The organism is Gracilimonas sediminicola (genome assembly GCF_024320785.1).
Classification (GTDB): Bacteria; Bacteroidota; Rhodothermia; order Balneolales; family Balneolaceae; genus Gracilimonas; species Gracilimonas sediminicola.
Window position 1 is genome coordinate 530,221 of sequence record NZ_JANDBC010000003.1, and the last position, 23,431, is coordinate 553,651.

20 protein-coding genes and 1 tRNA gene are annotated in these 23,431 nt (G+C 43.5%); 12 read left to right on the plus strand and 9 right to left on the minus strand.

Going from position 1 to position 23,431, the window contains the following annotated elements; translation table 11 throughout:
• Positions 1-21: 21 nt before the first annotated feature.
• Genes ychF through nusB form a run of 3 tightly spaced genes read right to left on the minus strand, consistent with a single transcriptional unit; the run spans position 22 to position 2,288 of the window.
• The gene (gene ychF / locus NM125_RS15295) at positions 22-1,116 is read right to left on the minus strand and encodes a redox-regulated ATPase YchF (protein ID WP_255135851.1); all 1,095 of its coding nucleotides are present in this window, start codon (positions 1,114-1,116) and stop codon (positions 22-24) included.
• 18 nt (positions 1,117-1,134) lie between these two features.
• Positions 1,135-1,812, minus strand: a complete 678-nt coding sequence (locus NM125_RS15300) for a metallophosphoesterase family protein (RefSeq protein WP_255135852.1) — start codon at positions 1,810-1,812, stop codon at positions 1,135-1,137.
• A gap of 5 nt (positions 1,813-1,817) precedes the next feature.
• Complete coding sequence (gene nusB / locus NM125_RS15305) at positions 1,818-2,288, minus strand: transcription antitermination factor NusB (protein ID WP_255135853.1); 471 nt, start codon at positions 2,286-2,288, stop codon at positions 1,818-1,820.
• A gap of 451 nt (positions 2,289-2,739) precedes the next feature.
• Here nusB and NM125_RS15310 point away from each other — a divergent pair.
• A tRNA-Val gene (locus NM125_RS15310) sits at positions 2,740-2,813 on the plus strand.
• Positions 2,814-2,846: 33 nt separating this feature from the next.
• On the opposite strand, the gene NM125_RS15315 is transcribed toward NM125_RS15310, so the two are convergent.
• Positions 2,847-4,964, minus strand: coding sequence for a PAS domain S-box protein (locus NM125_RS15315; RefSeq protein WP_255135854.1), 2,118 nt, complete (start codon positions 4,962-4,964; stop codon positions 2,847-2,849).
• A 160-nt stretch (positions 4,965-5,124) separates the two neighbouring features.
• Here NM125_RS15315 and thrS point away from each other — a divergent pair, with 160 nt between their 5' ends.
• The 11 genes from thrS (at position 5,125) to NM125_RS15370 (ending at position 14,747) form a co-directional block, all read left to right on the plus strand.
• Positions 5,125-7,068, plus strand: coding sequence for a threonine--tRNA ligase (thrS, locus tag NM125_RS15320; RefSeq protein ID WP_255135855.1), 1,944 nt, complete (start codon positions 5,125-5,127; stop codon positions 7,066-7,068).
• Between the two features lie 18 nt (positions 7,069-7,086).
• Positions 7,087-7,629: a translation initiation factor IF-3 gene (infC, locus tag NM125_RS15325; protein WP_255135932.1), complete on the plus strand. Its 543-nt coding sequence runs from the start codon at positions 7,087-7,089 to the stop codon at positions 7,627-7,629.
• A gap of 75 nt (positions 7,630-7,704) precedes the next feature.
• Positions 7,705-7,905, plus strand: coding sequence for a 50S ribosomal protein L35 (gene rpmI, locus NM125_RS15330; protein WP_255135856.1), 201 nt, complete (start codon positions 7,705-7,707; stop codon positions 7,903-7,905).
• A 19-nt stretch (positions 7,906-7,924) separates the two neighbouring features.
• The gene (rplT, locus tag NM125_RS15335; protein WP_255135857.1) at positions 7,925-8,272 is read left to right on the plus strand and encodes a 50S ribosomal protein L20; all 348 of its coding nucleotides are present in this window, start codon (positions 7,925-7,927) and stop codon (positions 8,270-8,272) included.
• 191 nt (positions 8,273-8,463) lie between these two features.
• A complete protein-coding gene (gene pheS, locus NM125_RS15340; RefSeq protein WP_255135858.1) occupies positions 8,464-9,471 on the plus strand; it encodes a phenylalanine--tRNA ligase subunit alpha in 1,008 nt (335 codons plus the stop codon).
• Positions 9,472-9,488: 17 nt separating this feature from the next.
• A complete protein-coding gene (pheT, locus tag NM125_RS15345) occupies positions 9,489-11,897 on the plus strand; it encodes a phenylalanine--tRNA ligase subunit beta (protein ID WP_255135859.1) in 2,409 nt (802 codons plus the stop codon).
• A 12-nt stretch (positions 11,898-11,909) separates the two neighbouring features.
• A complete protein-coding gene (locus tag NM125_RS15350) occupies positions 11,910-12,164 on the plus strand; it encodes a hypothetical protein (protein ID WP_255135860.1) in 255 nt (84 codons plus the stop codon).
• Positions 12,161-12,454 carry a cell division protein ZapA gene (locus tag NM125_RS15355; protein WP_255135861.1) on the plus strand — a complete coding sequence of 98 codons (294 nt, stop codon included), beginning with the start codon at positions 12,161-12,163 and terminating at the stop codon, positions 12,452-12,454. Before NM125_RS15350 ends, NM125_RS15355 begins: the two co-directional genes overlap by 4 nt.
• Before the next feature lie 28 nt (positions 12,455-12,482).
• On the plus strand, positions 12,483-13,298 hold the full coding sequence (locus tag NM125_RS15360) for a TIGR00282 family metallophosphoesterase (RefSeq protein ID WP_255135862.1): 816 nt from the start codon (positions 12,483-12,485) through the stop codon (positions 13,296-13,298).
• On the plus strand, positions 13,298-13,990 hold the full coding sequence (locus NM125_RS15365) for an ABC transporter ATP-binding protein (RefSeq protein ID WP_255135863.1): 693 nt from the start codon (positions 13,298-13,300) through the stop codon (positions 13,988-13,990). The genes NM125_RS15360 and NM125_RS15365 overlap by 1 nt, the downstream gene beginning before the upstream one ends.
• Positions 13,991-14,060: 70 nt before the next feature.
• A complete protein-coding gene (locus NM125_RS15370; RefSeq protein ID WP_255135864.1) occupies positions 14,061-14,747 on the plus strand; it encodes a tetratricopeptide repeat protein in 687 nt (228 codons plus the stop codon).
• Between the two features lie 69 nt (positions 14,748-14,816).
• On the opposite strand, the gene NM125_RS15375 is transcribed toward NM125_RS15370, so the two are convergent.
• From NM125_RS15375 to NM125_RS15395, 5 genes are all read right to left on the minus strand, one after another.
• Positions 14,817-17,510, minus strand: coding sequence for a helix-turn-helix and ligand-binding sensor domain-containing protein (locus NM125_RS15375; RefSeq protein ID WP_255135865.1), 2,694 nt, complete (start codon positions 17,508-17,510; stop codon positions 14,817-14,819).
• A 202-nt stretch (positions 17,511-17,712) separates the two neighbouring features.
• Positions 17,713-18,636: a glycoside hydrolase family 17 protein gene (locus tag NM125_RS15380; RefSeq protein ID WP_255135866.1), complete on the minus strand. Its 924-nt coding sequence runs from the start codon at positions 18,634-18,636 to the stop codon at positions 17,713-17,715.
• 2 nt (positions 18,637-18,638) lie between these two features.
• Positions 18,639-19,547 (minus strand): glycoside hydrolase family 17 protein, encoded by a 909-nt coding sequence (locus tag NM125_RS15385; protein ID WP_255135867.1) that lies wholly within the window; start codon positions 19,545-19,547, stop codon positions 18,639-18,641.
• Between the two features lies 1 nt (position 19,548).
• On the minus strand, positions 19,549-21,918 hold the full coding sequence (locus NM125_RS15390) for an MFS transporter (protein WP_255135868.1): 2,370 nt from the start codon (positions 21,916-21,918) through the stop codon (positions 19,549-19,551).
• Positions 21,919-21,936: 18 nt separating this feature from the next.
• Positions 21,937-23,424 carry a glycoside hydrolase family 30 protein gene (locus NM125_RS15395; protein WP_255135869.1) on the minus strand — a complete coding sequence of 496 codons (1,488 nt, stop codon included), beginning with the start codon at positions 23,422-23,424 and terminating at the stop codon, positions 21,937-21,939.
• Positions 23,425-23,431: the final 7 nt, after the last annotated feature.

Below are 23,431 nucleotides of genomic sequence, written 5' to 3' on the forward strand. Positions count from 1 at the left end.
AATTATGTAGAGCTTAAATCATTAAACATTAAAACGGAAAAGCAGTACATCACCGTCTTGCACCACATACTCCTTTCCTTCCTGACGCATTTTTCCGGCTTCGCGAGCGGCTTTTTCTGATCCGAGTTCTTCATAGTCCTTGAAAGCAATAGTCTCGGCACGGATAAATCCTTTTTCGAAATCGGTGTGTATGACCCCGGCTGCCTGTGGGGCTTTAGTCCCTTTTTTGATGGTCCAGGCACGCGCTTCTTTAGGTCCTGCTGTGAAGTACGTAATCAACCCAAGCTCTTTGAAGGCTCCTTTAATTAATCGGTCTAAACCTGCACTTGGTACGCCTAATTCTTCCAGGAACATTTCCTTTTCGTCTTCATCCAGCTCGGCGATTTCAGCTTCAATCTTAGCACAAAACATTACAGTTTCATCGTCGTGCTCAGAAGCAATCTCCTTGACGGTATCTACATATTCATTCCCGTCTTCCAGGTCAGATTCTCCAACGTTACAGGCATAAAGCACCTGCTTGTCGGATAGCAGGAACAGGTCTTTGTAGGCTTCCCGCTCTTCTTTGTAGACTTCGAAAGTCCGGGCTGAATTGCCTTCTCCCAAATGATCCGCCAGCCTTTGAACGATCTCTAACTGGGCTACTTTGGCTTTATCGCCGCCTTTAGCTTCTTTCTTCAGCTTTTCAACCCGCTTTTCAACCGATTCCAGGTCTTTCAGAATCAATTCTTCCTCAATGATGCGAATATCCCGCTCTGGATCAACGCTTCCTTCCACGTGAATGATATCATTATCATCAAAGCAACGAACTACATGCAGGATCAGGTCAACTTCACGGATATGAGATAAAAAGGCATTCCCCTTCCCTTTTCCTTCCGAAGCTCCTTTCACCAAACCTGCAATATCCACAAACTCGATGGTTGCCGGCAGCACGTTTTTGGATTCAGCCAGCTCTGCAAGTATATGTAGTCTGTCGTCGGGGACTGGAACCATGCCCACATTCGGGTCGATGGTACAAAAAGGGAAGTTAGCTGATTCGGCTCCGGCGTTACTCAGGGCATTAAATAAGGTTGATTTACCTACGTTGGGTAGCCCAACAATTCCACATCTTAAGCTCATGTACGGATTATTTGAATTTTAAAAGTCTAAACTTTCTTGTTGAATAAATTTGGTTTCGGGGAGAGCCACAGCCGTTAAAACGCCATAGCCTCTTTCTTTATACACACAGCCGGTGTCTATGCCCAGCATGTTTGGTTCTACAATGGGTTCCTTTACCGGAGTATGACCAAAAACCACCGTTTTCTCCCACACATTCTTGCGCGCATACACATGATCGCGCTGCCAGATAAACTGATCACGCTCGTATTTACTTTCCAGGTTTTCCTGAATCGTCAAATCGGGAGATATGCCACCGTGCACAAAAAAATAATCTTCGGTCTCCCAGTACAGCACGGTGTTTTTGAAAAACTCGTAATGCTCCTCCGGCAGGTCAAAGTCGCCCGGGGATGAATCGTAGTTACTCAAAGTGGTATTTCCACCATTGCTCAGCCATAAATTCCATTCCCCTTTTTCGTAGGCGTCCAGCAGCATTTGGTCATGATTGCCGGTCAGAAAAACACACTCATGATTCTGGTCAAATTCAATAAGCTGTTCTACCACCCGCCGGGAGTCGGGACCGCGATCCGTATAATCTCCCAGGAATACGTAAGTCGGTTTATTGTTGTAAGTATCATCAAGTGTGTTAAGCAGTGCTTCATTAGATTCTGCACACCCGTGAATGTCGCCAATTGCTATAATTTCAGGATGTGATGCCATGTTCTTTAATTATTTCCCAACGTTTTTTGAATGAGTCCTCGCCCTTTTTTATTAATGCGTCCTTTTTCATTCAAATCGCTCAAAGCAGCATCTAAAATTCCGTTTATGAACCGTCCCGACTTAGCTGTTGAGTATCGTTTAGCCAGTTCGATGGCCTCGTTAATGCTTACTTTGGTGGGAATTTCTTCGAAATAGATAAACTCGCAAATGGCCATTTTCAGGATCATGCGGTCAATTAAGGCCAGCCGGTTTATATCCCAGTTCTTGATGTGATCGACAATTACTTCGTCCAGTTCTTCTTCATGATCGATAGTTTCGAAAAATAATTTCTCAGCGAAACGGCGAAGGTCTTTCTCTTTGGTGAAGTCTGCTTTCTTGATAATGGTGTCGGCGACGTGCTGGGTAGAATCTTTGCCGAGTTGGAGTGCGTAAATTGCTTTGAGAACCGTTTCTCGTACTTGTCTTCGATTGATCATGCCAAATAACTATTGTAGTGAACGCCAAAGATACGGGTTTGTTCATACAATTGTACACCCCGATGATGTGATTTTTGACTCCTTATCCGGCATAGGCACAGCTGGTAGTTCGGCTTGTTGTCTTCAGGTGTACAAGCGAGTCGTTCACGGCAACGCTTAGGGAGCGAAGGGCTGAACCCCATCGCTTGCATACCGGAATAATTTGGCTGCTTTACCTCAATGCAGAAACATGTTTTAGCTTATTTCCTAATCCACAGGGGGAGAAATTTCATGTCCTATCCAACTACATATCTTATTCAAATCCTGAATTAAATTCAGGATGACGACTTTTGCTGAATTTAAAAAGGAAACTAAAATCACAGTTCATCCCAAACATCAAACTAATCACAGTTCCCCGTTGTGTTACTCCCCGAAAGCTCCCTATATTTGGAGCTGTTTATTTACTGATCTTGCGACCTTAGCTCAGTTGGTTAGAGCGTTGCATTGACATTGCAGAGGTCACTGGTTCGAATCCAGTAGGTCGCACATTTACTTTTGGGAAATCACTTCCTTCCTTTTCTACTCCTCTTCTTCGCTGCTCTTCTCGAACTTGAATTCAAAAATGGCTCCATCCTCGCTGCGATAATCAAATGAAGCATTTAGCTGCTTGGAAAGTGTTTTGATGAGTGTCATTCCCAAAGAAGTATGGATACTGGCCTGGGGTTGCTCAGGCAGACCAACTCCATCGTCTTGAATTTGAAGCAGCAGCTTGTCGCACGGCCGGGAAAGGCTCACCGTTATATTACCGCTCTTTCTGCCGGAAAAAGCATGTTTGTAGCTGTTGGTGATGATTTCGTTTAGCAGTAAACCACAGGGAATAGCCTGAATAATGGGGAGTTTAACCGGAATAATATCCAGCTCAATGTTTACGCTCACATCCGACCGTTTCATGGTTTTATGGATTACATCGGTCAGTTCTTCAAAATACTGGTTGATGTCCACCTCCGAAAAGTCATCACTCTGGTAGAGCTTCTCATGCACCATCGCGATGGAATTAACCCGCATCTGGCTGTCTTTGAGAATTCGCTTGGCGTTTTCATCTTTGGCAGAATAGGATTGTAACTCCAGCAAGCCGGTGATTACGGCAAGGTTGTTCTTCACGCGGTGGTGGACTTCCGCCAGCAGCATTTCTTTTTCCCGCAGTGATTTTCGAACCTGCTCCTCAGCCTTCTTCCGGTCGGTGATGTCCACATAAATACCATAAATACCTACCACGCTTTTTTCTACTACTACCGGAACGGCGTAAATGATCACATCCAGGATGGTGCCGTCTTTACGGATTCGCTTCTCTGTTACTTCGGTTACCTTTGCACTCTCAGTGAGCCGAACGGCATCATCGTGTCGTTTTTCAGGGACGATTAACTTATCCAGCTCCAGCCCCTGCAGTTCATTCTCGCGATACCCGAACAGTTGCTCAAAGCCATCATTAACCATTTCAACTTCACGATGCTCGTTTAACAGGGCAATACCGATAGGTGATGAGTTAAAGAGCTTGCTGAATAACCCTTCACGCTGCTTAAGTGCTTCTTCCGATTCTTTCCGGTCAGAAATATCCCGCTCAATCACTATAATGACTTTTTCACCAAAATAATTACCGGTATTTACCAACACTTCGGTGGGGAATATTTCGCCGTTCTTCCGTTTGCCCCATCCTTCATATTTGCCGGGATGTCCGTCATAAGCCCGCTCACGGATTTCCTTAATTTGATCTTCATCATACTTACCCGGAGCTGAAAGCATTCGGTTGTGTTTACCTACTACCTCGGTTCTTTTGTAGCCGAAGGTGCTTTCGAGTCCCTCGTTGGCCTCAATAATCACTCCATCTTTGTCCAGCAGGTAGATGGCATCACTTATGGAGTTGAACAAATCCTGGTAGCTCATCATGCTGCGTTTGGCATCATCTAAGGCTTCTTCGCGGTCGGTAACATCGTGCACAAGAGAATACATGGCCACCACATCCCCATCTGAATTGTACAGCAGCGAGTTATACCATTCGCAGTAAATTACATCTCCGTTTTTGGTAATGTTTCTGTTGATTACCGAAACGTCTTTTTGGCCATTCTTATATGTTTCCTTGATGGTGTCTCGCACATAATCCAGGTCATCCTCATGGATGAACTTTTCCAGCAGCCTCTTCTCGTTGATGGCTTCTTCCTCGGTATATCCAAAAAGATCTTCGGCTTTTTCTGACCAGCGAATGATATTCAGGGATGCATCCCATTCAATTTCAGCCAACGGAAAGTTGTTCAGGTCGAGCTGACTGGACAGTAATTTCTTTTCATCTCTCTTCCCTTCCACAATTTCAGAGAAGTTATGAGCTATTACCAGTTTAGCGGGCCGCCCTTTATAGTTGATGAGGTGAGCAGAAAGCTGAAAGTACAGATCCTTTCCGTCTTTTGTTTTAAACACCCAAATCTTATCTGCAGACTTTTTAGCAGGTATAGGGATTTCATCCTTTATCTTTTTACCTGATTTCTGCTCCCCGAAGTCAATTACTCTTTTCTTTAAGAACTTCTTTTTTTTATATCCTAAAATCTCAGTGGCCGCACTGTTTACATCTAAAATCTTGAGGGTAGCCTGCTCGCAAACGAACATAGGCTGAGCATCGAAGAAGCTTTCTCCGGGATTAAAATTCATGTACTGCTATAGATTTAAATTCATTGCCGAACGAATATCACATTTCTGAGCCATCAAATCCAATCCTTTTAATGTAAATTAATCAGCAGAATAAGCCTGTGTGTACATACTATTTTTTTTATCTTCCACTGTTAAAGAAATTCTGAGAATAAAACACTGAATGGCAGACCAAAAAATTACGCTTACATTACCCGACGGAAGTCAACGAGAATATTCATCAGGAACCACAGGATTAGAAGTAGCGAAGTCTATAGCATCCGGCTTAGCCCGTGCCGCTCTTAGTATTACCGTGGATGGTGAAATTATTGACCTGGATCGTCCCATTACCAAAGATGCGGAGATAGCTATCAATACCTGGGACAGTGAAGACGGCAAGTACACCTTCTGGCATTCCTCTGCTCACCTGCTCGCGGAAGCCGTACAGGAACTGTACCCCGAAGCCAAATTCGGAATTGGCCCGCCCATCGAAAGTGGATTCTATTACGACATCGATTTTGGTGATAAGCAGATTTCCCAGGAAGACTTGTCAAAGATTGAAGACAAGTTCATCGAGATGGCCCGTAAAAAAAATGAGTTTGACCGAAAGGAAGTAACGAAGCAGGAAGCCCTCGATTTCTACAAAGAAAAAGGTAATGAATATAAAGTGGACCTGATTGAAGATCTGGAAGACGGCACCATTACTTTTTACACACAGGGTGATTTCACCGATCTTTGTCGTGGCCCGCACATCCCCAATACCGGAGATGTGAAAGCGGTTAAGCTCACCAGCCTGGCCGGAGCGTATTGGAGAGGAGATAATGAAAGTAAACAGCTGACTCGTATTTATGGTATCAGCTTTCCCAAGCAGAAAATGCTGGAAGAGCATCTCACCCGTTTGGAAGAAGCCAAAAAAAGGGATCACCGAAAGCTCGGTAAAGAGCTCGGCATTTATATGATCGACAATATGGTAGGCAGTGGCTTACCGATGTGGCTCCCCAATGGAACGGTACTTCGCCGAACGCTGGAGGCATTTCTCCGTGATGAGCAAAAAAAGCGCGGCTATAAAGAGGTCATCACCCCGCATATTGCAAATATTGAGTTGTATAAGACATCCGGGCACTATCCGTATTATCAGGATTCGCAGTACAACCCTATGCAGGTAGATGATGAAGAGTACATGTTGAAGCCGATGAACTGCCCGCACCATCACCGGATTTATTCCAATGATTTGCGCAGTTACCGCGACCTGCCCCTCAGATTGGCTGAGTTCGGCTCGGTGTATCGCTACGAACAATCAGGTGAGTTAAGCGGACTTTCAAGAGTTCGGGGATTTACCCAGGATGATGCTCATATTTATTGCACGCACGACCAGCTGAAACAGGAAATTAAGCATACCATTGAACTCACTCAGTTTGTATTTAACACATTTGGGATGCCGGTCGATATCCGTCTCTCCTATCGTGATGACAACGAGAAAAAATATGGAGGCAACACCGAATACTGGGATCGCGCACAAAAAGAGATTCGGGAAGTAGCCGACGAAATGGAGCTCGACTATCATGTAGCTCCCGGCGAGGCCAGCTTTTACGGACCAAAAATCGATTTTATAATCCGTGATGCAATTGGACGCAAGTGGCAGCTTGGTACTGTTCAGGTCGATTATGTAATGCCTGAACGATTTGACCTGACCTATGTCGGTTCAGACAATGAGAAGCACCGGCCGGTTATCATTCACCGTGCGCCTTTTGGATCGATGGAAAGGTTCACCAGTATTCTGATTGAACATTTTGCCGGAAACTTCCCGCTGTGGCTGGCTCCGGAACAAGTACGCATTCTTCCCATATCTGATGAACAAAATGCGTATGCTGAATATTGCTATGAGAAATTGAATGAACTTGGGGTTCGGGTTGAACTGGATTCCCGAAGTGAGCAGATCGGAGGAAAAATCCGGGATGCTGAAACGAGTAAGATCCCATATATGTTAATAGTGGGAAGTAAGGAAGTAGAAGATGAAACTGTTTCCGTTCGCCGCCATAAAAAAGGCGATATTGGAACTTTCAATTTTTCTGATTTTCTTTCAGACATAAACGAAGAAATTCAAACAAAAGCTTTACCTAAAGACTAACTAAACAACGAGGTTACTATCGCAAGAAGAAGTTATCAGAGACGACCACAAAACGAGGATCGTCCTCGAATTAATGAAGAAATCAATGCTGCTAAGGTTCGGGTTATCAAACCTGACGAAGAGCATGAAATTACGACAGCTGAACGCGCCCTGCAGATAGCTGCATCGTATGATTTGGATCTCGTAGAGGTCGCCCCAAAAGCCAAGCCCCCGGTTTGCAAGGTGATTGACTATGGGAAATTTATGTACGAGAAAAAGAAAAAAGAGAAAGAAGCGAAGAAAAAACAGCATACCATATCTGTTAAAGAATTGCGCTTCCGTCCGAACACGGACGATCATGATCTTGAATTCAAAACCCGCCACGCACGAGAATTTTTGGAAGGTGGCGACAAGGTGAAAGCAACTGTACAGTTCCGTGGACGAGATATGCTTTACACTGAAAAAGGCGAATTATTGCTTCTGCAGCTTGCTAAAGACCTTTCTGATGTAGGCAAGATTGAAAGTAAGCCTAACATGGAAGGCCGCAGAATGATCATGATGCTCGCCCCATCTAAAAGTTAATTCCTTCGTTGCACAGGGATACAAATCTCCCTATTTTATAAGTCTTTAAATTTTCACAAAAGTTGGTGGATTTCCATGCCAAAAATGAAAAGTAATAGTGGTGCTAAAAAGCGGTTTAAAGTTACCGGTTCCGGTAAAATTAAGCGTAAGAAAGCTTACAAGCGTCACATTCTGACAAAGAAAAGTAGTAAAACAAAAAGACAGCTTGGAAAAGACACATTGGTTGACAAAGCCGATGAAAAGTCTATCAAAAGACAGCTGCCTTATCAATCTTAATTTTTAAACTAACGACAAAATGCCACGTTCATTAAATTTGGTGGCTTCCCGTCGCCGTCGCAAAAAGATCATTGATCAAGCGAAAGGTTACTGGGGCAAGCGTAAGAACGTTTACACCATTGCGAAGAATGCCGTAGAGAAAGGACTTCTCTACCAATACAGAGATCGCAAGAATCGTAAACGTAATTTCCGTCGATTATGGATCACCCGCATCAATGCGGCAGCAAGACTCAACGGTACAACCTATTCTAAACTCATCCACGGGATGAAGACCAAGAATATGGAGATCAACCGTAAGGTACTTGCAGATCTTGCCGTACGCGATGCAGATACGTTTGCTGCTATTGTTAAGGAAGCCACTGCTTAATTGCATATATTAAACGGTATAAACCGGCAGATCTTTTTTATAAGGTTTGCCGGTTTTTTTATTTTTGGGAACTAATTTTACCATCCTATCATCGTAGGGGCAATTCATGAATTGCCCCTACGATGATAGATATTAAGCCTTCGCTTATGGCGGTTGGCGTCAAAGCGATTTCATTTAAAAAATCACATTTCATGCTTAATGATATAAAAGCATTACAGGAAGAAATTAACAGCTTTTCCATAACTGATGAGGAGCAGCTTGAAGCATTCCGTCTTGAATTCTTATCCCGAAACGGGAAAGTACAGTCTATGTTCAAGAATATGGGGAAAGTTCCCAAGGAAGAGCGGGCTGAAGTTGGAAAGGCCATGAACCAAGTGAAAGTGCTGGCTGAATCGAAATTTGAAGAAGCCAAAGCCGCACTCGAGCAAGATGAAAGCAAAGACCTGAGTGCCAAAGACGACATTACCCTCACTCCTCCTTCCTATCCATTAGGTTCACTGCACCCGCTTACTCAGACTTTGGAGGAAATGAAATCTATTTTCTACCGCCTTGGATTTACTATTGCAGACGGACCGGAAATTGAGGACGACTTTCACAATTTTACCGCCCTGAATTTCCCCCCGAATCACCCTGCACGGGATGAACAGGACACCTTTTTTATAAAGAAGAGTGATGATCCCGATGTTCAGGATTTGGTTCTTCGAACGCATACTTCGCCGGTTCAAATTCGGCTGATGGAAAATACGGAACCTCCTATCCGGGCTATTATGCCTGGACGTGTGTACCGGAATGAAGCCGTTTCACCAAAGTCTTATTTCTTATTTCACCAGGTAGAGGCTTTATATATAGATGAAAACGTAAGCGTCGCTGACCTGAAGGAAACCCTTATCACCTTTGCCAAGCTGATGTTTGGCACCGATGTGAAGTACCGACTTCGTCCGGGATTCTTCCCCTTCACCGAACCCAGCCTTGAGATGGATATCTGGTGGGGATCGGAACAAGATGGCAAGTGGCTGGAAATTTTAGGTTCCGGCATGGTCGATCCCAATGTACTCAAGCATTCGGGTGTAGATCCTGAGAAGTACACCGGCTTTGCCTGGGGCATGGGTGTTGAACGTATCGCCATCCTCAGACACGGGATTGACGACATCCGTACCTTCTATGAAAATGACATTCGCTTCCTCGAACAGTTTAACTAAATACCTCCCCCGCTTTAATGAAAGTATCGTACAACTGGCTTAAAGAATTTATTGATCTTCCACTCTCACCGGAAGAAACCGCAGAAAAACTAACGCTCATCGGACTGGAAGTCGAAGAAGTTGAGTCTTTTGGCAGTTCTCTGGAAGGAGTAATTGTCGGAGAAGTGCTTGAGGTAAGAGCACATCCCAATGCCGACCGGCTTCAGATTTGTGATGTATACCTGGGCAACTCCCAAACCCAGATCGTTTGCGGAGCCAAGAATGTGGCTGCCGGACAAAAAGTACCCGTTGCTACCGTCGGCTCTACCCTACCCATTAAACTGGATGACGGTTCATTCCTGAAAATCAAAAAGGCGAAGCTTCGGGGTGAAGTTTCTGAAGGGATGATTTGTGCCGAAGACGAACTTGGGCTTGGAACCGATCATGAAGGCATAATGGTGCTGGATGAAGACCTGAAAGTGGGAATGCCCATTTCTGAGATCTTTGATCTTTATGAAGATACCATTATAGACATTGCTATTACCCCGAACCGGCCGGATGCCACCTGCCATTTGGGAGTTGCACGCGATTTGGCTGCTGCTCTTAATATTGATCTTAAGAAACCGGAAATATCATCCGGTAAAACTGTTCAGAATTCCGAAGACATCACCATTAAAATTGAGAATGCCGAAAAGTGCCATCGGTATGTTGGAAAGATGGTTAAAGGTGTTGAGATCAAAGAATCGCCAAGCTGGCTGCGAAATAAGCTGAAAGCCATTGGTGTGCGCCCGGTTAATAATGTGGTGGATGTAACCAATTATGTGATGTATGAATTGGGGCAGCCTTTACATGCGTTTGATTACAAAACTATTCGCGGGAAAGAGATTGTTGTTAAAGATTTCAGCAAAGAAATTGAGTTTGAAACGCTTGATCACGTAAAACGTAAATGCACACCCGGAACTTTGTTTATTTGTGACGGTGAAGGTCCGGTAGCCATAGCTGGCGTAATGGGCGGTGTGGATTCTGAAGTTGGAGATGACACTACCGACATCCTCATTGAAAGTGCTTATTTCGATCCCGGCTCTATCCGCAGAACGGCCAAAGAACAAACTTTGCAAACCGATGCCTCTTATCGATTTGAGCGGGGTATTGACCCTAATCTTCAAGCCATTGCGGCAGAACGCGCTGCTCAACTCATTGCTGAGGTTGCAGGCGGGGAGATTTCTGAGGAAACAGTAGATATACACCCAAATAAAACAGAAACGCACCAGCTTACTCTCAGAAAAAGCTACACCAACCGTCTGTTGGGAACCGACTTCGACATTTCAACCATTGCGACAATTCTGGAAGGTCTTGAACTGAAGGAAGTCAATTGGGATGATGATACCATTACATTGGAGATTCCAACCTTCCGCCCGGATTTAGAACGCGAAGTGGATCTGATTGAAGAAGTTGGACGTCTCTTTGATTACAATAAAATTCCCGCTCCGAAGCACGGTATTTATGTTTCTTCAGAGCCGATTAACGAATGGGAAAATCTTAATCAAAAAATCAGAAACACCTGCCTGCAATTGGGCTTGCGTGAAATCTATTCCAATTCATTGATCTCTGAGAAAGAAGCTTCACACTTTGGTGAGCTCGATGATATGATTTCTGCACTGAATCCTTTAAACAAGGATATGAACACCCTGCGCCCTTCCCTGCTGCACGGATTTCTGAAATCAGCCTCTTACAACTTCAACCGCAAAAGAGCCGGTGTTCGGTTCTTTGAGCTGGGCCATGTGTTCAATGCGGATAAAGAAGGAACGTATTACGAAGGGATTAAGGAGGAAGTACATGTACTGCTTGGGCTTGCAGGACTCAAGAATCAGGACAGCTGGTCGGAAGAGGCAGAATCCTATTCCATTTTTGATCTGAAGGCTTTGGTTCATGCCTTTTTAAGTAAGCTGAATTTGATGGAGCATCTTTCATCCAAGGCAAAAGATGAAACCACACTTGAATACTTTTGGGGAGAAAAGAAAATCGGAACCCTGTTCCTGCCTTCCGATGACTTAAAAGAAGCATATGATTTTGAGCAGGAAGCTTTTGTAGCAGAGATCTCGGTGTCCGCAATTTCCGAAGCCCTTGCTGTTATTCCTGAAAATACCTTTAAAGCCGTACCGAAATTCCCCGCTTTTGAATTCGACTTTGCGGTCATTGTTTCTCAGTCGGTTACAGCCGGAGAACTGATGGAAGTGATCGAAGATAAAGCAGGCGATCAGCTGGAAAGCATTGATATATTTGACGTTTTTGAGGGGGAGTCTATTGGAAAAGGAAACAAAAGTCTGGCCTTCCGGTTAAACTTCCTGGATCCGAACAAGACCTTGAATATCAAAGAAGTAGAACCTATTATTCAGCGAATTGTTAAATCATTGGAAAAAGATTTTTCAGCTAAACTGAGAGGGTAATCAAACCTGCATATGAATAAACTTTCACAACAAAGCGATAAATTCAGACAGCTGCTGGATGAAGTGGGTTCCGAGGTGGAAGGTCTGAAACAGGAAATACGTGAGCTCAAAAAAGATAACGCAAAGCTAAAAGCCAAGCTCGAGGAAGAGCACGAGAAACAAACCGATATCTTTTCTGCCATTACTGAATCAGAGCGGCTGGCACTACGGCAACATGTGCAGGGACTTATCTCAAAAATTGACCATCACCTTGGAGTTGATTCATGAAATCGATAAAAGTTACCATCCTCGGCAAGCAGTACCCTCTTAAAGTTGAGGATCATGAAGAAGAATCCATGATCCGGATTTGCAAATTCGTGGATGAACGTTTCAAAACCTACCGGCAGCAATTGGTAAAACAGCCGGAATCTACCGTTATGGTACTGGCTGCCCTCAGCATAGCCGAAGAGCTTTTTGAGGCCCGTAATGCCACTACGGAATTAGAGAATAACGAAGAAGTTCTTATGGAACGTGTGAATCACAGCCTTGAGCGCTTACTTACCGAAATCAGAGAATAATAATCCCCATAAATAGCAGGAGTTCATTTTGGCTGATACAATCAGCATTTTTTTTGTTGGCGATATTGTTGGAGACCCCGGCATTGAAATGACCAACACCTTCCTCCCGAGTCTCATTAAAAAGTACGACGCCGATTTTGTGATTGCCAATGCCGAAAATTCGCATGAAGGATTCGGCACAAATCGAAAAATCATCAAAAACCTGCTGAACCTTGGGGTGAATGTGGTTACCGGCGGAGATCATTCCTTCGACAAGTGGAAAGTGTTTGATTACATGCGCGAACATGATCATATCCTCCGCCCTCTTAACTACCCTAAGGGTAATGCAGGGCTTGGTTTCAGTATTCACGAAGTGCCTAAAAAGAATGTTAAAGTAGGTGTACTGAATTTGCAGGGTCGTACTTTTATGAAAGCCATTGACGATCCTTTTTCCACAGCCGAATGGGCCCTGGAGAAAATGCGGGAAGAAACCCATATCATTTTTGTGGATTTCCACGCCGAAGCCACCGCCGAAAAAATATCCATGGGATGGCATCTTGATGGGAAAGCCTCGGTGATGGTAGGCACCCATACTCATGTTCAAACCAATGATGCCCGAATTTACCCGCAGGGACTTGGTTACCTGACCGATGCCGGCATGACCGGATCCACCAATGGAGTAATTGGTATGGATAAGAAAGTAGCTATCAAGCGATTTATGACGGGTGTCCATCAAAAATATCAGCCCGCATCAGGCGATAATCAGCTTTGCGGGGCTTTTGCAAAAGTAGATATCGAAACCGGAAAATGTGTACACATCGAACCCGTTACCTATCCCGGACTTAACAACTCAGCTACTGATTGATGGATACAAAGAAAACCGTGCTTGAGGCACAAAACCTGTATAAAAGTTTTCCGGGCGGACCTGATAAAGGTGAGCTTAAAGTGTTACAGGGAATGAACCTGAAGATTGAAGAAGCCAGCATCACCTCCATCGTGGGTTCCAGTGGAAGTGGTAAAAGTACACTCCTGCATATACTTGGTGGTTTAGACCGTGCCGACTCCGGCGATGTATTCTGGAATGGGAAAAACATATCCACCTACAAAGCGGATGACCTGGCTGATTTCCGAAATAAGTATATAGGGTTTGTGTTTCAGTTCCATCACTTGCTCCCTGAATTTACAGCACTTGAGAATGTTGCTATGCCCGCACTGATTGCCGGCACTCAATCGGGAGAAGCCTATGAACGGGCTCATGAATTGCTCGGGTTATTTGGTATTGATGAACGATCGGAGCACCGTCCTACCCAACTTTCGGGTGGTGAGCAGCAACGTGTTTCTATGGCACGGGCGCTCATGAATAACCCTCGTGTTGTGCTTGCGGACGAGCCCACGGGAAATCTCGATCAGGAGAATACAGACATCATATTGGACCTGCTTTTCGAACTCCGGGAAGCCATGGGAGTATCTGTATTATTGATTACCCATGAAAAAGAAATTGCCAGCCGATCTGATACCATCCTTGAATTAAAAAATGGTGTTTTAGAATCACTTTAGGGTTTTGGGAAGTCCAAAAACAGTCCTATTTTTACATCCTTCAAATCACAGCTATTTTAAATAAATAAACATGTCGAAAAGACTTTCAAAAGAAGAATTAGAATCCGATCCGCTAATCGAGAATTATAATCGTGCGGCGGCTTATGTAACCGAAAACAAAAGCTTTATCACCACTGTAGCCATTGCAGTAGTGCTGGTTATAGGCGGTATTATAGGGTATAATTATTATTCCTCAGCGCAGGAACAGGAAGCGCAGCAATTGCTTTCAGTAGCCGAGAACTACTATAACCAAGCTGACTATGAGAATGCCCTTTATGGAGACGAATTCGAGCTGACCTATGGATTCGATCAAATTGCTGAGGAATTCCCGCGAACCAACGCCGGCAACATTGCCAATTTCTATGCCGCTGTTTCCAGTTATGAACTCGGTGATATTGAAAATGCCCTGATGTTCATGGAAGAGTTTGATGTGCCCAAAGGCATTCTTGGTGTAGGCCCGCTTAGTTTCCACGGCAAACTGCTGATGGCTAACGAAAGCTTTGATGCAGCAGCCGAGAAATTCGTTCAGGCAGCCAACTGGAACGAGAACAGTGTTACCACTCCCTCCAACCTTCTTGAAGCCGCACAAGCCTATTATCAGGCCGGTAACTACGACAAAGCGGATGAAGTAGCTACCCAGATTATTGAAGAGTATCCACAAAGCGGTCAAATTGCAGAATCGGAAAGACTGAAAGGAATGATTGCTGCAACCAGCTAATATTTCTTTTCATTAGATAAAGTTTTTAAAGGCTGCCTTCGGGGTAGCCTTTTTTATGCGCTGTACTTTCTATATGGAATTCAGATAGCTGTGCAGATCTTCATCCGTTTCAATGTTCAGCTTCTTCCGCAGCCTCGACCTGCTTATATAAACACTGGAGGGTTTGATGTTCAGCATATTAGAAATTTCCTTGGAGTTAAATCCAATCTTGATGTAGGCGCAAAGTCGAAGGTCGTAGCGGGTAAGGTCGGGGAATTCATCCCTCAGGGTATCAAAAAATTCCTGGTGAAGCTCATCAATCTGTATTTCAAAGGTATTGTCTTCCGGCTCAATGTGAGAGTCAATAATCTGAAGGATCTCTGCACTTCTTACTTTTATGGATTCCGGATGTTCTCCGATCTGTTCTAATTTGCTTTTCAGCTTTTGAAGAATCCTGTTCTTCTCATCGTTCTCTTTAGCTTTGGTCGCAAGCTCAATGGTTTTGGTTTTCAGTTGAGCCTTCAGCTGTTCAAACTCAGCCTGAGACTTCTGCTGTTCGGCAATTTTAAGCGTCTTTTTATGCTTCTCCTGCTGTTGCTGTAGCGATTTACGCTGATTAATGAGCAGATCCTTTTTCTGTTTACCGAGCGACGCTTCCTGCCAACGGTACAGCATATAGATAACCATCATCGTGGACAACCCATAAAAAAGGTATGCATACCAGCTCAGGTACCAGGGGGTAGAAATGCTAAATCTTATCGTTTCGGCCGGAGTCATGTTACCATTTACCTTTGCTCTTGCCGTAAAAGAGTGTTCGCCATAAGGCAAAGCTAATAAATCAAAGGTGGACTCTTTAGACCAGCTGCTCCATCTTCCGGTTTCTTCATCCCGGAACTGATAATAGACGCCTTCTTCATTCGGCACAATTCCTCTGATCCTGACGTTGTTAAAGCGATGTGATAATTGAGCTCCATCATGTGCTTTAATTTCATTTTCACTGTTGTAGGCTACAACCTCACGGAAAATCAAAGTATGGTTTACACTATCTGCATCTGCATTATCGTTCAGATTTTTGAATGCAAAGCCATTATAGACCGGGTAAAACTCATAGTTTTCGGTCAGTTGTTCCGGCCGCGAATTTCTTAATAACAGATCATCGATTTCTTCAACCTTGGTATCCGGGTTTTGCTCAGTAAAACTCTTCTGATTCGAGTTGTATTCATACCTATGTGATTCGGTAAGTACAACAATTCTATCTCCTGTTTTCTTCAGGATATGATCTTCTCCCTTAAATTCTTCAGACAAGAAAATTTCCCTTTCAGCCGGGTATAAATCTTCATTCAGGGTAGCGTTAATCACCCCATAGTTGGGAATGTTGATCCAAATGGATTGATCTCTGCCGGTTATGATTTGGTTACAGGATCCAAGAATAAGTTCCATCTTCTGTTGAAACTGCCATTCTCCATCTTCCATTTCAAAAATTGAAATCCCGTTATAGGTTCCGGCAAGCAGACGATCTTTGTAAGGCTCAAATGTCCATATCCCATTTTGGTCGCCAAGTTTTCGGGCTGAATTCCCTTCTATGGCAAACATGCCCTGATCGTGTCCCATCAGCAATTGGTTATCAATGGTTTGAAGGGACCATACTTGTCCTTCGGTGCCATCAACCAGCTCAAATTGATTAAATGCGGAGTTGTTATTTAACGACTGCCAATCTGAAGTATAAAGCCCCTGATTCGTTCCCAGGTAGAATCTGTCTCCTTTTACTTCTGCGGTATAGCCGGTTCCAAAATCCCCAATGTAGTCGTAGAAGAACGTAAATTCGTTGCTTAAATCAAGAAAAGAAACCCCATAATCCATCGACAGCCAGAGCTTCCCTCTTGGTTGATAATGGAGGCTCAACACCGTGTTATTTTGCAACCCTTTGTTCTTATTGATGTGGTGTATCAGGTTGCCATTGCGGTCGCTGATGTAGAGGCCTTTTAAAATACTTCCGAAAGCAAGATTTGAATCTCCAACCTGCTCAAAACTAAATACACTCGCTGATTTCAGCTCAGATGACAGACTGTTGTTGATGGGATTAAATTCTCCGGAAGTAAATTGCCACAGTCCTGAGTTTTGAGTCACAAAAACCAATCCCCTTTCATCTTCAAACACCCCGATTATATCAGATGGATGCTGTTCCTCGAATGAAACAAGCTGATTGGGAGCTAAATCCCGTAGTTCAAAAACCCCTTCCTGTTCATCTATAAATAAGAACCTATCCCCTGCTATAGAACTTTCTCTGATTGAACCCGCGGACGATATTTTTGTGAGATTTTGATCTTTATACACATAAATATTACTTGCCGATACAAAGAATACTTTTTCATTCAGATAATGAACGTTCCAGAATTCTTCATTTATTTCGTTCAAGTCTTCTTTAAACGGGTATAAAGAAGTGTATTCAAACTCACCATATTTGTTCTTCTTCCACATCCCAAAATCAAGGTCAGAACCCGTGTAGATAAGCGAATCATTTTGCACTAAAATGGACCTGATGATTCCCTGGCTTCCTTTGTAATCTTTCCAGATTTGTCCGTCATACTCTAACAGCCCCCGGTCTGCAGCCATATATACCAAACCACTGGGTGCACTATCAATATCCCATACCTTACCAAAGTGATGATACTCGGACGGGCTGAAACTTTTCAGTAATGGAACCCCCTTTTCAGGTAAATCCTGTGCATAACCTGACATCAATCCGGATAACAAGAACAAAATACAGGTAATGACGGCTTTCAAGATCAGCTGGTATTTTTGTGAATGATTTTAGCTTTGATGAATAGCTTATGAACTGAGTTTAAATTAAATAATCACATTTTGAAAGTTTAAATTCCAATCGGGATTTTATCTGATGAGTTAGAATTCCCTGACATAAAAAAACCGATTCGTGAAGAACCGGTTTTTTGCAAAGACGTTAAAATAGCTTTTCAGCAACCTTTGTTTACATTTCTTGGAGAGCCAGTTTTGGAGTTCTGTCGATTTTAAATATTCCCCAGTGTTTTTCAGGCTCTGAAGGATCGTCTGACCCTTTCCAGTCTTCATCAAAAGCTTCAAAAAAGAATGTGGGAATACCTTCCTTGATTGTCCATTCCGTTAACTCTTCAAAGTATCGCTTTTGGTTTTCTTCATTCACTTGTAGCGGATCGATACCCTGCCCATTGGAGCGAGTTGTCCACCCTGCTTCTGATATTACAACCGGCTTATCAGGATACTTTTCAGCTACTGCATAATAATTTTCTTTTGTGTAATCGAGCCCGGCTTGTATTGATTTGTATTCCCACACCGGATACGTATGTATGGAAATAAAGTCTAACTCGGTAGCCAATTCTTCAAGTTTATTTAACCACGGCACATAATTCTCGCAAAATGTTACGGGTATGTTTGTCCGTTCTTTCACCCTCTTAACATAGTACAGTACTTTTTGTTCAGGAACCATATGATCCGTCCAATCCACACAAGCTTCATTTCCAACAGATAGTGCGAAAACAATATCAGAATATTGGATTCCCATCTCTATAAGCCGATCTATCTTTTTCAAATTGCGTTCGGCATTCTCTTCTAAATCAGGTTTTGAATAGATCCCTCCACCCCAGGGACAATTAAAATTATTGGTCTCAGCTTCTATAAAGGCACCAAGCATAACCTGAAGGTCAAATGCCTCATTTCTGATAACCTCCAACACCGTCTTTGAATGATCATCGCAATCGTAAAGACGAATATATTTCCAATACTTTGTGATCAGGGTCAAGTCTTCCTTTACCTGCTCGTAAGTAGGAATCGTATTCCCCGGTTTTTGTCCCTTTCTATAGCCTGAGTAGCAAATCGCCAAGCCGGGTCCAATCCCGATTTTCTGAAAATTATTCATGGTCAGTATTTAAGCTTCCCATTTTTATCCCATATACCCCAGTAAGCTCCTACATCACCTTCACTACCGACTTTCCAGGACTCATCGAATGAGGAAAAGTAGAATACCTCGATTTCTTCATCCTGAGTCCACAGGCAAGCGTTGATGAAATACTTTTTCGCATTTTCTTCGGATGGTTTGGCTTCCCCCAAAGATGACCCTTCGCTCGGCCAGCCGGTTTCGGTTATTATGACCTTCTTCCCATTTCCTGCTTCTTTGGCCTGATGGTACATTTGCCGCATGTGCTGCAATGAATTTTCAAAGCTTGTTCCTTCCCAAAAAGGATAACAGTTACAGAGAATCACATCACAAACCTCTGTGAGATCAGGCCGGCGAACGAACTCATAATAGGCATCAACATATCCAACCGGAATGTCTGCCGGAATGGCTTTTCGGACTTTTTGGATGTACTCAATTAAGGTTTTTTCGTCCATCTCTTTTCGATAGAGTACCTCATTCCCTACAGCAGCAATATCAACTACCCCTTCATTGGCTAACTTAATCAGGTTATCTATCTCTTTGCTGTTTTTTTCTTCATCTTCACCAAGCCATGCTCCTGTAAGCGTTGTCATCCCAAATTCTTTGGCTACCTTTGGAACGTGTTCGTTACCCTCAGTCGTTGAAAATGAGCGTATAGCCTCTGTATGTGGTTTTAGAATTTCTATTCTTTTCTTTATTTGAGCTTCAGATACAATAGTCCCCGGACCTTGCCCTTCTTCGTACATACTGTAGCAAAACCCATAGATACCATTATCCAACACTTCCCGAAAGAGGTTGTCAATGTCCGATGCGGACATCTCATCCAGGTACTCCAGCTTTGGGATAAGGTCAGACCGCTTATAGGTTAAAAATTTCTCTTTTCTATACGACATTTCAGTTTACCTTTAATTTTTCGTTCTTATCCCACAGCCCCCAGCGCGCTCCAACGTCACCTTCATGTCGGGCTTTCCAGGATTCATCAAATGATGAGAAATAAAAGGCTTCAACCTGTTCAAGCCTGGACCATTTATTCAGGTTGATAAAATATTTCATCATGTTTTCCATTGATGGTTCCGCTACACCCACACTGCTTCCATCGGTAGGCCATCCAGTTTCTGATATGATCACTTTCTTGTTTCCGGATATGCTTTTTACCACTTCATGCATTTTCTGAAGATATGTGAGCGAATGTTTAGCATTATAGCCCTCCCAAAATGGATAGCAATTGATCATAACTACATCACAGGCTTCAACAATTTTAGGGCTTGTGTACATTTGGTAGTATGCATCCACATAGCCCACTTTAATACCTGGCACTGCTTGCTTAACACGGTTTATGTATTCCAGAATCTCATCCTCACTGAGTTCTTCCCGAAGCAGGCATTCGTTTCCGATGGCTGCAATATCCACCGATCCTTTATTTGCTAAATCAATAAGATTCATGATTTCTTCTTCATTCGAATCCTTATCATCGTCAATCCATGCTCCTACCAACGTACTTAAGCCGTTTTCCTTCGCTACTTCGGGAATCCATTGATTACCCTCTGTACAGGAGAATGAGCGAACCCATTTAGTATAGGGTGCAATCACTTTCATCCTTTTTTCAATCTGATCTCTGGATAGCTGATCCCCTATGTTTTGACCGTCAAGGTATGGGCTGAAACAAAGTCCGTGCATGCCTTTATTCAGAACGGCCTTAAATTCATTTTCCAGTTCCTTTCCGCTCTTTTCATTCACCCCAAATGGATCTTCATCCATTGACACATCAACCTTGGTAAGCGCTAATAACTTGTCTTTTTTATAAAAATATGGCGCCGGAGCTGCCTCTTTTTTACTTTTTCGAGCCTCTAATATGTCACTGATCTCATTAGCTTTCTCTTCAGTAAGGTCATAGGTATACATTACAGCCATTGCTATCAGGGTTCCGGTAATGGGAAGACCTGAGAAAAATAATCTTAGCCCGGTCATAGGTGCACCAAAAGTGCTGCCTGATTCCACGTCAAATCCTACCAGGGTCATAATTGCTCCGGTTGCGAGGCCTGCAATAGCAAAACCGAATTTTACCATCCACCAGTAGATAGCGCCGAAAATCCCTTCCCTTCGTTTACCGGTCTTTAGCTCATCCAAATCGCAAACATCGGCTGTCATTGACATCATGAGGGTAAATAAACTTCCGATGCCAAAGGAGAAAAAAGGTAAGGCAAACAAGAAAAGCCAGGGTTTTCCGGGTACAAATAAAAACCATAAGAGAATGTAACCGATAAGAGAAATACCCTGACACACCAGAAAGGCTTTTCTTTTTCCAATCTTCCTGGAAATCCACGCAGTGGCCGGGATCACAAAGAACGTTGTACCTAAAGCACCCACACTGCCAAATAAAGTGGGCCAAACACCTGCCGCTGCTGCATCTCCTCTAAACAGATAATAGACCACTATAAAAAAGGTGAAGGAAGCTACTGTATTAAAGGAATTAAATATCAAAAAAGTAGAGATACACAGCTTTCGAAATGCTTTGATCTGAAAAGATTCTTTAAATCCTTCAAGTATAGATTTCAGGCTCCCCCCGATATTTGATACGGTAAGAGGTTCAAAATCATCCCGGTCTTTAGTCGATTTTGTTTTTATAAACACAGCCGGTGCCATAGCCAGTAAGGCACAGATAACTCCTACCCAAATAGCCAGTGTACGGGTTGCTGTATCTGCATTTGGAAACCAATCCGGGTCGTACATAACCACCCAAAACCAGGGAGCAATTACCCAGGCCCATTGCCCAATCCATTGTGCGATTGCCATGATATTGGTTCTTTCATGGAAATTATCGCTCATTTCATAGCCCATGGCTACGTAAGGTACGCTGAAAATTGTGAGGCCCAGGTAGAACACGATTGACCAAGCCAAAAAATAAACGAAGTTGTAATCTACCCCGTTTTCCCGATATAGCTGCCACATTATCCAGAATGAAATTCCCATAATAATAGCCCCGATAAACACATAAATCCGTCGCCGCCCGAATCTGGACCGGGTATTGTCGGAGATAAAACCCATTATCGGGTCTGTTACAGAGTCAAAAACGCGAGGCAGAAAAAATAAAATACCCCACATCCAGCCAGGAAACCCCAGATCCTGAACCAATACGACCATAAATATCCCCATGGCTGCCGGAAACATCTGGTTACTCAACATCCCCAACCCAAAGGCCACCTTTTGCCCAAATGGTACTTTATGCTTTTCCGGTATTACTTTTTCTGCAGTTTCAGCTTTCATATGCCGTATCCTTCCTGATCAATTATTGGGTGGTATGATAACCGTTTGTAAAGCTTTACCCTGAATGGCAAATGCGGTACTTCTTCCATCTAAATCCAGCTCAACGCCTTTGGCTTCTTCACTTTGATTTAGAATAACAACCGCTATAGATCCATCAGGATTTTTTGCGGCCGTAAGCAATAAGTCCGTTTCATCGGTCTCAAACCCGATTCGTTTAGCGCCGGGTCGTATATATCGACTGAAATGAGACATCGTGTAGTACAGAGGGGTGAAATAAACTTCATCAGCTTCCTCATCAACAATCACAGGTGCCAGGCACCAATTGTTTGCCCAATTTGGACCGCCCTGTCTGTTTAAGACCATATTCCAATCCACCCAACCATCAACCCAATTGTTAAGCGTGCCTATTATATCCCTTGCATACCTGAACACCGGCACATATTTGGGATGTAAATATTTTTGTTCATCCGGAGCCCAGTCCCATCCCCAGTCGGTAGCTTCTTTTGACCAATACCATTCATCATCTTGCCAAACAGGCACATCGGCATCAGCAGTAGCTTCCGTTTGTATCAAGTACTTATTAGGAGCTGCTTTGTGTGCATATTGTAATGCTTCGGGGAATACTTCATATGTACTGGCATACCAGTGGATGGCAATGCCATCGAAATAGGAAGCAGCTTTTTCATCCCCATACATTACATCGACCCACTCTTTAAGGTGATCACGATTTTGATCATATCCCAACAGCACCACATCATGTCCTTGGTTTTCCAGCGTTGGACCGAGATGGTTAGCCACAAAATCATTCATTTCCTCCGGGGTGTAGTGCATACTTTCCCAGTTTTCTCCATTCCCCAGCGGCTCATTTTCCACCGTTATTCCCCAGATATCTATACCCTCGGCCTTGTAGGCTTTTAAATACCGGGAAAAGAACAGGGCCCAGGCATCGTAATATTCCGGTAACAATTTTCCACCTTTCCAGGCTTTATTGTCTTTCATCCATGGCGGAGCTGTCCAGGGAGAGGATATGATCTTAAACCCATCTTCTGAGACAGCCATCGCATCTTTGATCATTGGAATGATGTCATCCCGGTCTTCATCAATGGAAAAGTGCTCTAAGGCTGTGTCGCCTTCCACCGGTGCATAAGAGTAATTGCCCAGAGAGAAATCGCTGGAATTCATATGGGTGCGGGTGAGCGAGTACCGGGCTCCTGATTCCCCAAAATAGGCTTCTATAATACGTTCCCTGTTTTCATTGCTTAACTCGTTCAGTAAATAAGCTGAAGATTCTGTAAAAGACCCACCAAAACCGGTGATTTCCTGGAAACTGCTATCAGGCCTAAGCGCAATTCTCACCGTGTCTTTAGCTGACGGGAATTCCTTTAATTGCGTCAGCTTGTTTCCGCTTTCTGAAGTCTCGTAAACTTGAATGTTAAGAGGTTGTGAGGTACAACTTGCCATGAGTAATGCCAGTATTGAAAGGATCAGGGTTTTATAATGTGACATAGATTTA

Coding starts and splice junctions, on each gene's coding strand:
- ychF (WP_255135851.1), bottom strand. CDS start 1,116: ATGAGCTTAAGATGTGGAATTGTTGGGCTACCCAACGTAGGTAAATCA.
- NM125_RS15300 (WP_255135852.1), bottom strand. CDS start 1,812: ATGGCATCACATCCTGAAATTATAGCAATTGGCGACATTCACGGGTGT.
- nusB (WP_255135853.1), bottom strand. CDS start 2,288: ATGATCAATCGAAGACAAGTACGAGAAACGGTTCTCAAAGCAATTTAC.
- NM125_RS15315 (WP_255135854.1), bottom strand. CDS start 4,964: ATGAATTTTAATCCCGGAGAAAGCTTCTTCGATGCTCAGCCTATGTTC.
- thrS (WP_255135855.1), top strand. CDS start 5,125: ATGGCAGACCAAAAAATTACGCTTACATTACCCGACGGAAGTCAACGA.
- rpmI (WP_255135856.1), top strand. CDS start 7,705: ATGCCAAAAATGAAAAGTAATAGTGGTGCTAAAAAGCGGTTTAAAGTT.
- rplT (WP_255135857.1), top strand. CDS start 7,925: ATGCCACGTTCATTAAATTTGGTGGCTTCCCGTCGCCGTCGCAAAAAG.
- pheS (WP_255135858.1), top strand. CDS start 8,464: ATGCTTAATGATATAAAAGCATTACAGGAAGAAATTAACAGCTTTTCC.
- pheT (WP_255135859.1), top strand. CDS start 9,489: ATGAAAGTATCGTACAACTGGCTTAAAGAATTTATTGATCTTCCACTC.
- NM125_RS15350 (WP_255135860.1), top strand. CDS start 11,910: ATGAATAAACTTTCACAACAAAGCGATAAATTCAGACAGCTGCTGGAT.
- NM125_RS15355 (WP_255135861.1), top strand. CDS start 12,161: ATGAAATCGATAAAAGTTACCATCCTCGGCAAGCAGTACCCTCTTAAA.
- NM125_RS15365 (WP_255135863.1), top strand. CDS start 13,298: ATGGATACAAAGAAAACCGTGCTTGAGGCACAAAACCTGTATAAAAGT.
- NM125_RS15370 (WP_255135864.1), top strand. CDS start 14,061: ATGTCGAAAAGACTTTCAAAAGAAGAATTAGAATCCGATCCGCTAATC.
- NM125_RS15380 (WP_255135866.1), bottom strand. CDS start 18,636: ATGAATAATTTTCAGAAAATCGGGATTGGACCCGGCTTGGCGATTTGC.
- NM125_RS15385 (WP_255135867.1), bottom strand. CDS start 19,547: ATGTCGTATAGAAAAGAGAAATTTTTAACCTATAAGCGGTCTGACCTT.
- NM125_RS15390 (WP_255135868.1), bottom strand. CDS start 21,918: ATGAAAGCTGAAACTGCAGAAAAAGTAATACCGGAAAAGCATAAAGTA.
- NM125_RS15395 (WP_255135869.1), bottom strand. CDS start 23,424: ATGTCACATTATAAAACCCTGATCCTTTCAATACTGGCATTACTCATG.